The organism is Streptomyces sp. col6 (assembly GCF_008042035.1).
Taxonomy (GTDB): Bacteria; Actinomycetota; Actinomycetes; order Streptomycetales; family Streptomycetaceae; genus Streptomyces.
Window position 1 is genome coordinate 97,210 of the sequence record NZ_RDBL01000002.1, and the last position, 12,849, is coordinate 110,058.

9 protein-coding genes are annotated in these 12,849 nt (G+C 67.8%); all 9 read left to right on the forward strand.

Translation table 11 applies throughout. The features are described 5' to 3' along the window. Positions 1-694: 694 nt before the first annotated feature. The 9 genes from ngcE to EAO73_RS00610 all read left to right on the forward strand — a co-directional run bounded on the left by ngcE (position 695) and on the right by EAO73_RS00610 (position 12,846). Complete coding sequence (gene ngcE, locus EAO73_RS00570) at positions 695-2,140, forward strand: N-acetylglucosamine/diacetylchitobiose ABC transporter substrate-binding protein (protein ID WP_147969475.1); 1,446 nt, start codon at positions 695-697, stop codon at positions 2,138-2,140. 50 nt (positions 2,141-2,190) lie between these two features. Further along, positions 2,191-3,114, forward strand: a complete 924-nt coding sequence (locus EAO73_RS00575; RefSeq protein ID WP_147969476.1) for a carbohydrate ABC transporter permease — start codon at positions 2,191-2,193, stop codon at positions 3,112-3,114. A 94-nt stretch (positions 3,115-3,208) separates the two neighbouring features. After that, on the forward strand, positions 3,209-4,129 hold the full coding sequence (locus EAO73_RS00580) for a carbohydrate ABC transporter permease (protein WP_387128875.1): 921 nt from the start codon (positions 3,209-3,211) through the stop codon (positions 4,127-4,129). A gap of 223 nt (positions 4,130-4,352) precedes the next feature. Then, positions 4,353-5,552, forward strand: a complete 1,200-nt coding sequence (locus EAO73_RS00585; RefSeq protein ID WP_147969956.1) for an ROK family transcriptional regulator — start codon at positions 4,353-4,355, stop codon at positions 5,550-5,552. A gap of 123 nt (positions 5,553-5,675) precedes the next feature. After that, positions 5,676-6,743, forward strand: coding sequence for a sugar ABC transporter substrate-binding protein (locus EAO73_RS00590; RefSeq protein WP_376559501.1), 1,068 nt, complete (start codon positions 5,676-5,678; stop codon positions 6,741-6,743). 231 nt (positions 6,744-6,974) lie between these two features. Further along, entirely contained in the window at positions 6,975-7,763 is a 789-nt protein-coding gene (locus tag EAO73_RS00595; RefSeq protein WP_030979331.1) for an ATP-binding cassette domain-containing protein, read from the forward strand. Next, the gene (locus EAO73_RS00600) at positions 7,760-9,061 is read left to right on the forward strand and encodes a sugar ABC transporter permease (RefSeq protein ID WP_147969479.1); all 1,302 of its coding nucleotides are present in this window, start codon (positions 7,760-7,762) and stop codon (positions 9,059-9,061) included. The genes EAO73_RS00595 and EAO73_RS00600 overlap by 4 nt, the downstream gene beginning before the upstream one ends. Before the next feature lie 192 nt (positions 9,062-9,253). Then, on the forward strand, positions 9,254-11,179 hold the full coding sequence (gene dxs, locus EAO73_RS00605; protein ID WP_147969480.1) for a 1-deoxy-D-xylulose-5-phosphate synthase: 1,926 nt from the start codon (positions 9,254-9,256) through the stop codon (positions 11,177-11,179). 161 nt (positions 11,180-11,340) lie between these two features. After that, positions 11,341-12,846, forward strand: coding sequence for an amino acid permease (locus EAO73_RS00610; protein WP_147969481.1), 1,506 nt, complete (start codon positions 11,341-11,343; stop codon positions 12,844-12,846). Positions 12,847-12,849: the final 3 nt, after the last annotated feature.

The following is a 12,849-nucleotide window of genomic DNA, read 5'->3' on the forward strand; positions in this document are numbered from 1 at the left end:
CCAGTCCGGTTGCTTTTCGTCCTCCTCGAAGGAGGTGCTGAATGTCCGGTCGCCCGAAGGCCCTTGACCTTTTCCACCTGACCCGGCCGATTGAGCGGCGGCCGCCGTGGGGGCTGTCACGACCAGGACCAGTGAGGCCGCGATCAGCGCTGCCGTGCTGCTTTTTCTCGTGCGAGAACGGTGTCGGGGGTGCATGCCGAGCGATTCCTCCCGGGGAAGTGTGCGCTTGGACAACGTTGTCAGAAGATGCGCAGGAACAAGTAGGGAGTGAAGTGCCGGGTGGTGTCAAGGGAGTTGGATCAGAGCCCGTCGGTGAATCGACCGGAATGCGGAAAACGTTACATCCGAAGGGGGGTCCGGAGTGTCGAGGTATCCGCGAGGTCTCAACTCGGGAAAGACTGCCGTGCAACCTTGCTTTCGATCTTGCTCACTTGGCGGCAAGTGGACTATACCTGTCGGCGTCTGCACAGCTGGTTCACCGGTTGTGCGGCTGGGGGACACGGGGGCAGGGCAGCGCGACGCCGCAGGTGCGTCGGCCGTTCGGTCCCCCGACGCCCCCCACGGCAATGGTTAGCCTGAAATCTGTACCACCCAAGCGCAACCGACCGCGGTGGCGGGGCCCTTCGCTGAGGCGAATTACGACGGGGCGACCGGTACACACCGCCTGAGTCCTGGAGAAGGCGAGGACTTGAGCATGGGATCCACCTCCGCCCACAAGAATGAGGGCCTTGGCCGTCGCGATGTGATCAAGCGTTCTGCCGCACTCGGTCTGATCGCCGTCCCGACGATGAGCTTCCTGTCGGCGTGTGCGAGCAGCGACAGCAGCAGCGACGACACGGTCAAGAAGGGCAAGACCAGCGCGAAGAACCCGCTGGGCGTCAACGAGACGGCCGCGCTCGACGTGGTCATCTTCAACGGCGGCTTCGGCGACCAGTACGCCAAGGACGCTGAGAAGAAGTACGGCGAGGCCTACCCCAAGGCCAAGGTCAAGCACACCTCGACGCAGAAGATCCAGTCGCAGCTGCAGCCGCGCTTCAACGGCGGCACCCCGCCGGACCTGATCGACAACTCCGGCGCCGAGCAGATGGACATGGGTGTCCTCGTCGGCAAGAAGCAGCTGCTCGACCTGACGCCGCTGATGGACGCCCCGTCCATCGACGACCCGAGCAAGAAGGTCCGCGACACCCTGCGTCCCGGCGTTCTGGAGATGGGCCAGTTCGACGGCGAGCAGGTCTGGATCATGAACTACGCCTACACCGTGTACGGCGTCTGGTACTCGCAGACGGCGCTGGACGGCCTGGACGCCCAGTACCCCGAGAACTGGGACGACATGCTCGCGCTCTGCGCGAAGGCGAAGAAGAAGGGCATCGCCGGCTGGACGTACGCCGGTAAGTACCCCTACTACCTGCCGTTCTCGCTCTACCCGTTCATCGGCAAGATCGGTGGCCGCGAGGTCCTCGACAAGATCGACAACCTGGAGCCGAACGCCTGGAAGGACCCGGCCGTCAAGTCGGCGTTCGAGGCGTACTACGAGCTGTACAAGAAGGGGTACATCCTCAAGGGCACCCCGGGCCTGACCCACATCCAGTCGCAGACCGAGTGGACGAAGGGCAAGGCGCTCTTCATCCCGAACGGCTCCTGGGTGGAGAACGAGGCGGCGCCGACCACGCCCAAGGACTTCAAGATGATGGTCGGGGCGCCGTCCAGCCTGGACTCGTCCGACAAGCTGCCGTTCGGCACCATCTGGGCCGCCGGCGGCGAGCCCTTCATCGTCCCGGCGAAGGCGAAGAACCCGCAGGGCGGCATGGAGCAGCTGCGCATCATGCTCTCCGAGGAGTCCTCGAAGAACTTCACCACGCAGGTCAAGTCCCTGAGCGCCTTCAACGGCGGCACCGACGGCCTGACCCTGTCCACGGCCCTGCAGTCCGGCGTCGACGCGCTGAAGAAGGCCGGCGACAACGTGGTGAACCCGCGGCTGCAGGACTGGTACGGCAAGCTCCAGAAGGAGCAGATCGGTACCGCCTGCCTCGGCGAGATGATGGCCGGGCGTCTGACGCCCGCCGAGGCCATCAAGAAGATCCAGGACTACGCGGACGCCGCGGCCAAGGATCAGTCCATCAAGCACTACAAGCACCAGTGAGCAACCGTCACCAGCGGCGGCACCCGCGGAAAGATCGGGGTCGGTAAACGATGCAGCACGGCAAGTACCGCTTCATTGTGGGGTTCTTGGTGGTCCCACTGGTGTTGTACGCGGTCTTCGTCATCTGGCCGTTCATCCAGGCCATCTACTATTCGTTCACGGACTGGACAGGTCTGAGCCCGGATTTCAAGATGGTCGGCTTCGACAACTACACGAGGATGCTGAAGGACGACATCTTCTGGAAGTCGTTGCAGCACAGCCTCCTGCTCGTGCTGGTGCTGCCGCTGGTGACGTTGGGCCTCGCACTCTTCTTCGCCTTCATGCTCAATGTCGGCGGCCGTCGGCGGAAGAACGCCACGGTCTCCGGGGTGCGGGGCTCGGGCTTCTACAAGATCGCCTACTTCTTCCCGCAGGTGCTCTCGATCGTCATCGTGGCCCTGCTGTTCCAGTTCGCGTTCAACCCGCGCAGCGGAATGGTGAACTCGGCGCTCAAGGGCGTCGGGCTCGACTCCTTCCAGCCGGACTGGCTCGGCGACCCCAGCCTGGCGCTCATCTGCGTCATGTCGGTGCTGGTCTGGTCGACGGTCGGATTCTTCGTCGTCCTCTTCTCCGCCGGTATGGCGTCCATCCCGAAGGACTTCTACGAGGCGGCGCTCCTGGACGGGGCCAGCCGCATCACGACGTTCTTCAAGATCACCGTGCCGCTGCTGTGGGACACCATCCAGTCGGGCTGGGTCTACATGGGCATCCTGGCGCTCGGCGTCGAGGCGTTCACGGCCGTCCAGGTCATGACCGTGGGCCCCGGCGGCCCCGACTACTCGACCACCGTCCTGCCGTTGTACGTCTACCAGACGGCCTTCCGCGACGGTCAGGCCGGATACGCGACGACGATCGGTGTGGGGCTGCTCATCATCACCATGGCGTTCGCCGCCGTCGTGATGCGACTGGGCCGGCGCGAGCGGCTGGAGTTCTGATGCCGCGCCTTCCGGGTCGCGGCGCCCGGACCTCCAGCAGGCAAGACAACCCGGCCCCGGCGGCCGGCTCGACAGCAGTACGAGGTGATCACACGTGAAGGCCACTGACACCCCTCCCGTGGTAGCGGTGACGGAACCGGCCCCCGTGTCCAAGTCGTCCGCACCGGGCGGCAAGCAGGAGAAGGGCAGCGAGGGCCAGGTCCTCAACGTCTTCTCGCACGGCGTGCTGATCATCTGGGCGATCCTGGTGGTCCTGCCGCTGCTCTGGGCCATCGTGGCCTCGTTCAAGACCGACGACTCGATCCTGTCGACGCCCTGGGCGCTGCCGGACAAGCTTCACTTCGAGAACTGGTCGCGCGCCTGGAGCCAGGCGCACATGAGCGACTACTTCTTCAACACGATCGTCGTGGTGGGCGGTTCGCTCATCGGCACGCTGCTGCTCGGCTCGATGGCGGCCTATGTGCTCGCCCGGTTCGACTTCCCGGGCAACCGCTTCATCTACTACCTGTTCATCGGCGGGATGAGCTTCCCGATCATCCTGGCGCTGGTCCCGCTGTTCTTCGTGATGAACAACATGGGGATGCTCAACACGCGGCACGGGCTGATCCTGGTCTACATCGCGTACTCGCTGCCCTTCACCGTCTTCTTCCTCACCTCGTTCTTCCGGACGCTACCGGGGTCCGTGGCGGAAGCGGCGATGATCGACGGGGCCTCGCACACACGGACCTTCTTCCAGGTCATGCTGCCGATGGCCAAGCCCGGCCTGATCAGCGTGGGCATCTTCAACTTCCTCGGCCAGTGGAACCAGTACCTGCTGCCGACGGTGCTGAACACCGATCCGAAATACCGGGTGCTCTCCCAGGGCCTGGTCGAACTGGCCAACGGCCAGGGGTACAAGGGCGACTGGTCCGGGCTCTTCGCCGGCCTGGTGATGGCGATGCTGCCGGTTCTCGCGGCCTACATCATCTTCCAGCGCCAGGTGGTGGCCGGGCTGACCGCGGGTGCGGTGAAGTAACGCCCCGTATCCCCTGAACTCACCTTACGAACGAAGCGAACCGCCCGCCGGCTTCCCAGCCGGCGGGCGGTTCGTCTGTGTACGGGGGAGTTCGCCGCGGTCGCGGGGTGTGGGCCCGGTGCTCATCGGTGGCTCGGACTGCTCAAGGTCTTGACGGGGAGGACCCCAAAACGGTCAGCTTAGAGTTCACATGTTGGAGAATATGGCAGGAGTGAGTGAGTCGATGGAGACTCCGGGGTCGCAGACGTCTCTGCATCGCGCCAACCTTGAGCGGGTCGTGCGCGCCGTACGTATGGCTGGTTCGCTCACCCAGGCGGAGATCGCCAGGAGCACGGGCCTGTCCGCGGCCACCGTCTCCAACATCGTTCGCGAACTGAAGGACAGCGGCACGGTCGAGGTGACCCCCACCTCGGCGGGCGGCCGCCGGGCCCGCAGCGTCTCGCTCAGCGGGGACGCGGGCATCGTGATCGGCGTCGACTTCGGCCATACCCATCTGCGCGTGGCCGTCGGCAACCTGGCCCACCAGGTGCTCGCCGAGGAGTCCGAGCCGCTGGACGTCGACGCCTCCTCCGCCGAGGGCTTCGGACGGGCCGAGCAGCTGGTCAACCGCCTGATCGAGACCACCGGGATCAGCCCCGGCAAGGTCATCGGGGTGGGGCTCGGTGTACCCGGCCCGATCGACGTCGAGTCCGGCACGCTGGGCTCGACGTCGATCCTGCCGGGCTGGACGGGCATCAACCCCAGCGAGGAGCTCGCCGCACGCCTCGGAGTGCCGGTCTACGTCGACAACGACGCCAACCTCGGCGCGCTCGGCGAGCTGGTGTGGGGGAGCGGCCGCGGGGTCAGGGACCTGGCATACATCAAGGTCGCGAGCGGTGTCGGCGCCGGTCTGGTGATCGACGGGCACATCTACCGGGGACCCGGCGGCACGGCCGGCGAGATCGGCCACATCACCCTCGACGAATCGGGCCCGGTCTGCCGCTGCGGCAACCGCGGCTGCCTGGAGACCTTCACGGCCGCGCGGTACGTCCTGCCCCTGCTCCAGCCCAGCCACGGCCCCGATCTCACCATGGAGCGGGTGGTCCAGCTGGCCCGCGAGGGCGATCCCGGGTGCCGGCGGGTGATCGGCGACGTCGGGCGGCACATCGGCAGCGGCGTGGCCAACCTCTGCAATCTGCTCAACCCGAGCCGCGTGGTGCTCGGCGGCTCGCTGGCGGAGGCCGGGGAGCTGGTCCTGGGGCCCATCAGGGACTCCGTGTCCCGTTACGCCATCCCCAGCGCCGCACGGCAGCTCTCCGTGCTCCCGGGGGCCCTGGGGGGCCGCGCCGAGGTGCTGGGCGCCCTGGCGCTCGTCCTCAGCGAGATGGGGGATTCAACCCTTTTGGAGAGCACCCTGCCCGCGGCCACTCCTGCCTTCACTTAGATAACGAATGGCACCGTTGTCATCTCGTTAAGGATTTACTCCTTGACGCCGCCCCTGCGGCCGAGTTGACTTCCAGCCACCTCGGCCGCGACGTTGCGGCCTCGTCAGGGAGGCAAACCCCCAATGAACGCAATGACGCGACGCATCGTCATAGGCACGGCCGCGGCCTCGATGGCCCTCTCCCTCGCCGCTTGCGGCAAGGCGGGCGACGACAAGAAGGACTCGGCGGACTCGGGCAGCAAGACCAAGATCGGTCTGCTCCTCCCGGAGAACAAGACCGCCCGCTACGAGACGCTCGACAAGCCGCTGTTCATCGAAGCCGTCAAGAAGGACTGCGCGGACTGCGAGGTCGTCTACAACAACGCGGCCGGTGACGTCGGCCAGCAGAAGCAGCAGTTCGAGCAGCAGATCGCCGACGGCATCAAGGTCATCGCGATCTCCTCGGTCGACGCCGAGAAGTCCGCCGCCTGGGTCGCCACCGCGCACAAGAAGGGCGTCAAGGTCGTCGCGTACGACCGCGCCATCGCCGGTGCCGACGCCTACGTCAGCCACGACAACGAGAAGATCGGCAAGCTCCAGGGCCAGGCCATCCTCGACGCCCTCGGCTCCAAGGCCGCCGGTGCCAACCTCGTCATGATCAACGGTGACGAGAAGGACCCGAACGCCGGTCTGTTCAAGAAGGGCGCCCACGCGTCCCTCGACGGCAAGATCAAGGTCGCCTACGAGGCGTCCGGCGAGTGGGACCCGAAGATCGCCGGCGAGAAGATGACCGCCGCCATCTCCTCGGTCGGCAAGGGCAAGATCGACGCCGTCTACTCCGCCAACGACGGCATGGCCGGCGGCATCATCACGTCGCTGGGCAACGCCGGCATCAAGGACATCCCGGTGGGCGGCCAGGACGCCGAGCTCCCCGGCATCCAGCGCATCATCGCCGGTACGCAGACCTTCACGATCTACAAGTCGCCGAAGCAGCTCGCCCCGGCGGCCGCCCAGTTCGCGGTCAACCTGCTCCAGGGCAAGGACATCGGCGCCCAGGGCGAGACGGACGGCGTTCCGTCCACGCTGCTGGAGCCGACCGTCGTGAACAAGGACAACATCGAGTCCACCGTGGTCAAGGACGGCATCTACCAGGCCTCCGCGATCTGCGTCAAGGACATCGCCGCCAAGTGCACCGCGCTGGGCATCAAGTAGTCCCTTCGCGCGCCGGGGCCGGTGAGCCCCGGCGCGTACGGGCGTGATCCGCTCCGCACGGCGGAGTCCGCCCACCCCATGACTGTCCGGCCCCGGCCGGCTCACACCCCGCTTCCGGCCGGGTGCCGGACACTCTTCCCCCCCAGTACTTCCGTACGTCGACGCTGCCCCCGTGGCGCGGCGTCTCCGCCGGTCAGGCGGCACATCCCCGCCGGTCAGGCGGCGAAGGAGATGGTTCACGTGTCACAGACGCCCGTGCTGGCGTTGCGTGGGGTCTTCAAGCGATTCGGAGCGGTCCAGGTCCTCTCCGGTGTCGATCTCGAAGTCCACGCCGGAGAAGTGGTCGCCCTGGTCGGCGACAACGGTGCAGGAAAGTCCACGCTCGTCAAGACGATCGCCGGCGTGCACCCCATCGATGAGGGCGTCATCGAGTGGGAGGGCGCGAAGGTGGACATCAACCGTCCGCACGACGCCCAGAACCTCGGCGTCGCGACCGTCTACCAGGACCTCGCGCTCTGCGACAACCTGGACGTTGTCGCCAACCTCTTCCTCGGTCGCGAGATCAAGAAGGGCGGCGTCCTCGACGAGGTCGCCATGGAGAAGCGGGCCCAGGACCTCCTGTCCACGCTCTCCATCCGCATCCCCAGCGTCCGTATCCCGGTCGCCGCGCTCTCCGGCGGCCAGCGCCAGGTCGTGGCCATCGCCCGTGCCCTGGTCGGCAACCCCAAGATCGTGATCCTGGACGAGCCCACCGCGGCCCTCGGCGTCGAGCAGACCGCCCAGGTGCTCGACCTGGTGGAGCGGCTGCGCGAGCAGAACCTCGGCGTCATCCTCATCAGCCACAACATGGCCGATGTGAAGGCCGTCGCCGACAAGGTCGCCGTGCTGCGGCTCGGCCACAACAACGGCATCTTCCCCGTGGCGACGACCAGCCACGAAGAAATCATCGCCGCGATCACGGGCGCCACCGACAACGCCGTGACCCGCCGCAAGTCCCGCAGCGCGGAGGCATCCAAGTGAGCAACATCAACGAGACCCCGGCCAAGGTCCCGGCCCAGGCGGACGCCACCACCGAGGCCCCCGAGGCCGCGGCCGGCGCGGTCCCGGTCGTCGACCCCCGTCTGCTCGTCCGCGAGCAGGGCTTCAAGGGCTACTGGACCGAGTTCAAGCGCAAGGTGCGCTCGGGCGAGATCGGCTCGCTGCCCGTCGTGGTGGGCCTGATCATCATCGGGATCGTCTTCCAGCTCGAGACCGGCAACTTCCTCACCTCGTACAACCTCGACCAGATCACGCTGTACGCGGCCGGCCCCGGCATCATGGCCGTCGGCATCGTCTTCGTCCTGCTGCTCGGCGAGATCGACCTCGCGGTCGGCTCCGTCGCCGGTCTCGCGGGTGCGGTGTGGGCCGTGGTCGGCACGGACATCCCCGACTCCCTCGCCATCGTGGTCGGCATCCTGTCCGGCACGGTCATCGGCGCCTTCCACGGCATCGTCTTCGCCAAGATCGGCGTGCCCGCGTTCGTCGTGACCCTGGCGGGCTTCCTGGGCTGGGCCGGCATGCAGACCTGGGTGATGGGCGAGAAGTCCACCATCACCACCCCGCTCGGCAGCTTCGTCCGCGACCTGACCAGCTACTACTTCGAGGACGTCGCGGCCGCCTACGGTCTCGCCGTGTTCGTGATCGTCGCCTTCTACCTCGCGCAACTGCGCGACTCGAAGCGCCGCAAGTCCGCGGAGCTGCCGCACCGCCCGCAGAGCGAGATCATCCTGCGCACCGCGCTGCTCGCGGTCCTGTGCCTTCTCGCCGCGTACGCGTTCAACCAGGAGCAGGGCCTCCCGCTCTCCCTGGTGATCTTCCTCGCGATCCTGGTCATCACCGACTTCGTGCTGCGCCGCACCACCTACGGCCGGCAGATCTTCGCGGTCGGCGGTGGCATCGAGGCCGCGCGCCGTGCCGGTATCAACGTGTCCTGGATCCGTATCTCGGTGTTCATGATCTCCGGCACGCTCGGTGCGGTCGGCGGTCTCTTCCTGGCCTCCGCGACCGGTGGCGCCGACCGCTCGCTCGGTGGCGGCAACCAGCTCATGATGTGCATCGCCGCGGCGGTCATCGGCGGTACGTCCCTGTTCGGCGGACGCGGCAAGGTCTGGTCCGCGCTGCTGGGCATCCTGGTCATCCAGTCGATCGTCCAGGGCCTCAACCAGATGAACCTGTCGTCGAACGCGATCCAGTACATGATCACCGGTGCGGTCCTCCTCATCGCCGTGATCATCGACTCGGTCTCGCGCAAGACGCAGAAGACCGCGGGCCGCGCCTGACCGCGGTTCCGCAGGATTGCCCGGCACCCGCCACGGGTGCCGGGCACCTGCGTGCCCGCGCTCGGGCATACTCGTGTTTTCGGCACCGGGGGTGGCTCGCGTCCACGCCCCAGGCGTACGCGGACGTTGCCGAACATTTAGACTCTGCGGATCGGCAAGAAGTTCGACCGGCTCAAATGCAAGGAGGCACGGGTGCCGTTGCTGACCCAGATCCAGGGACCGCGTGACCTTGACCGGCTCACTTCCGAGCAGCTGGTGCAGCTCGCCGAAGAGATCCGGACCTTCCTCGTCGACGCCGTCTCCAAGACCGGCGGCCACCTCGGACCCAACCTCGGCGTGGTCGAGCTCACCATCGCCCTGCACCGGGTCTTCGACTCGCCGAAGGACAAGGTCCTCTTCGACACCGGCCACCAGAGCTACGTGCACAAGCTCCTCACCGGCCGCCAGGACTTCAGCAGGCTCAAGAGCAAGGGCGGCCTCTCCGGCTACCCCTCGCGCGCCGAGTCCGACCACGACGTCATCGAGAACTCGCACGCCTCCACCGTCCTCGGCTGGGCCGACGGCCTCGCCAAGGCCAACGAGGTCCGCGGCAAGGACGACCACGTCGTCGCGGTCATCGGCGACGGCGCCCTCACCGGCGGCATGGCCTGGGAGGCGCTGAACAACATCGCCGCCGCCAAGGACCGCCCCCTGGTCATCGTCGTCAACGACAACGAGCGCTCCTACGCCCCCACCATCGGCGGCCTCGCCAACCACCTGGCCACCCTGCGCACCACCGACGGCTACGAACGCTTCCTGGCCCGCGGCAAGGACCTCCTTGAGCGCACCCCCGTCGTCGGCAAGCCGCTGTACGAGACGCTGCACGGCGCCAAGAAGGGCCTGAAGGACTTCATCGCCCCCCAGGGCATGTTCGAGGACCTCGGCCTGAAGTACGTCGGCCCCATCGACGGCCACGACATCGAGGCCCTGGAATCCGCGCTCCAGCGCGCCAAGCGCTTCGGCGGCCCCGTGATCGTGCACTGCCTCACCGAGAAGGGCCGCGGCTACACCCCCGCCCTGCTCGACGAGGCCGACCGCTTCCACGCCGTCGGCAAGATCCACCCCGACACGGGCCTGCCCGTCGCCACCTCCGGCCTCGACTGGACCTCGGTGTTCGGCGAGGAGATGGTCAAGCTCGGCCGCGAGCGCGAGGACATCGTCGCGATCACCGCCGCCATGCTCCAGCCGGTCGGCCTGACCCGGTTCGAGACGGAGTTCCCGGACCGGATCTACGACGTCGGCATCGCCGAGCAGCACGGCGCGGTCTCCGCGGCCGGCCTGGCCACCGGCGGCCTGCACCCCGTCTTCGCGGTCTACGCCACGTTCCTGAACCGGGCCTTCGACCAGGTCCTGATGGACGTCGCCCTGCACAAGTGCGGGGTCACCTTCGTCCTGGACCGCGCCGGGATCACCGGCACCGACGGCGCCTCGCACAACGGCATGTGGGACATGTCGATCCTCCAGGTCGTACCCGGCCTGCGGATCGCCGCCCCGCGCGACGCCGACCAGGTCCGCGCCCAGCTGCGCGAGGCCGTCGACGTCGACGACGCCCCCACGGTCGTCCGTTTCTCCAAGGGCGCGGTCGGCCCCTCGGTCCAGGCCGTCGGCACGGTGGGCGGCATGGACGTGCTGCGCGAGCCCGGCACCGACCGGCCCGACGTCCTGCTCGTCTCCGTCGGCGCGCTCGCCCCGATGTGCCTGGAGATCGCCGACCTGCTCGACGCCCAGGGCATCTCGACGACCGTCGTCGACCCCCGCTGGGTCAAGCCCGTCGACGAGGCCATGGCCCCGCTCGCCGCGCGGCACCGCGTCGTCGTCACCGTCGAGGACAACAGCAGGGCCGGCGGCGTCGGCTCCGCGGTCTCCCAGGCGCTGCGCGACGCGGACGTCGACGTCCCGCTGCGCGACTTCGGCATCCCGTCGGTCTTCCTCGACCACGCCTCCCGCAAGGAGGTCATGGCCGAGATCGGGCTGACCGCCCCGGACATCGCCCGCCAGGTCACCGGCCTGGTCGCCAAGCTCGACGGGCGCTACTCGACGGGCGCGGAGGACCGCGCCGCGGAGCGCGTCCGGGACTGACCCGTACCGCACATCGGCCGAACGGGCCGGTCGGACCACCCGTAACGAGTGGTCCGACCGGCCCGTTCGCGTGAAATCCCGCCGAGGCAGGCGTGCCGCCCACCGGTGGTCGCTCGGGGTCCGAATCATGGCGTGCACGACGAGTGCGTGGAGGTACGCCGGTGAGCACGCAGCAGGACCTGCCCCCCAGCGGAGACGGGCTGTTCAGGACCAAGACGGTCGAGCAGTCCATCCGCGACACCGAGGAGCCGGAGCACGCCCTCAGGAAGTCCCTCTCCGCCCTCGACCTCACGGTCTTCGGGGTCGGCGTCATCATCGGCACCGGCATCTTCGTCCTCACCGGGAAGGTCGCCAAGGAGACGGCGGGACCGGCCACCGCCATCGCCTTCGTGGTCGCCGGCGTCGTCTGCGGGCTGGCCGCCCTGTGCTACGCGGAGTTCGCCTCCACCGTGCCGGTGGCCGGCTCGGCGTACACCTTCTCGTACGCCTCGCTCGGCGAACTGGTCGCCTGGATCATCGGCTGGGACCTGGTGCTGGAGTTCGCGCTGGGCACGGCGGTGGTGGCGGTCGGCTGGTCGGGCTATGTCCGCTCGCTGCTGGACAACGCCGGCTGGCACCTGCCGGACGTGCTGTCCGGGCCGGACGTGGCGAGCGGCTTCGGCTTCGACATCCTCGCCTTCGCCCTGGTGCTGGTCCTGACCGTGATCCTGGTGCTGGGCATGAAGCTCTCCGCCCGGGTCACCACGGTGGTGGTCGCCGTGAAGATCGCCGTGGTGCTGATCGTCATCATCGCCGGCCTGTTCTTCATCGACACCGGCAACTACTCGCCGTTCGTCCCCGAGGCCCAGCCCCAGCCCTCCGGATCGGGGCTTGACGCCCCGCTGGTCCAGCTGATCTTCGGCTACGCCCCGACGAACTTCGGCGTCATGGGCATCTTCACCGCCGCCTCCATCGTCTTCTTCGCCTTCATCGGCTTCGACGTCGTCGCCACGGCGGCGGAGGAGACCAAGCTGCCGCAGCGCGACATGCCGCGCGGCATCCTGGCCTCCCTGTTCATCTGCACCGCGCTCTACGTCGCCGTCTCGATCGTCGTCACCGGCATGCAGCCCTACACGGAACTGTCGGTCAGTGCCCCCCTCGCCGACGCCTTCAAGGCCGTCGGGCACCCCTTCTACGCGGGCGTCATCAGCTTCGGCGCCGCCGTCGGCCTCACCACGGTCTGCATGATCCTGCTGCTCGGCCAGACCCGGGTGTTCTTCGCGATGAGCCGAGACGGGCTCCTGCCGAGGTTCTTCTCCAAGACGCACCCGCGCTTCCGCACCCCGTACCGCCCGACCATCCTGCTCGGTGTGATCATCGCCGTCGTCGCCGGGCTGACGAGCATCAACGAGCTCGCGACCCTGGTGAACATCGGCACGCTCTTCGCGTTCGTGGTCGTCGCGCTCGGCGTCATCGTGCTGCGCCGCACCCGCCCGGACCTGCACCGGGCCTTCCGCACCCCCTGGGTGCCGCTGATCCCGGTCCTGTCGGTGGCCGCCTCGGTCTGGCTGATGCTCAACCTGCCGGCCGAGACCTGGCTCCGCTTCGCGATCTGGATGGCGATCGGCGTGGTCATCTACTTCGCGTACGGCCGCTCGCACAGCCGGGTGCACCGCGCCCGGAAGTGACCG

What these genes read in the sequence shown, in the direction of transcription:
- ngcE (WP_147969475.1), top strand. Translation starts at nt 695, where the DNA reads ATGGGATCCACCTCCGCCCACAAGAATGAGGGCCTTGGCCGTCGCGAT.
- EAO73_RS00575 (WP_147969476.1), top strand. Translation starts at nt 2,191, where the DNA reads ATGCAGCACGGCAAGTACCGCTTCATTGTGGGGTTCTTGGTGGTCCCA.
- EAO73_RS00585 (WP_147969956.1), top strand. Translation starts at nt 4,353, where the DNA reads ATGGAGACTCCGGGGTCGCAGACGTCTCTGCATCGCGCCAACCTTGAG.
- EAO73_RS00590 (WP_376559501.1), top strand. Translation starts at nt 5,676, where the DNA reads ATGAACGCAATGACGCGACGCATCGTCATAGGCACGGCCGCGGCCTCG.
- EAO73_RS00595 (WP_030979331.1), top strand. Translation starts at nt 6,975, where the DNA reads ATGGTTCACGTGTCACAGACGCCCGTGCTGGCGTTGCGTGGGGTCTTC.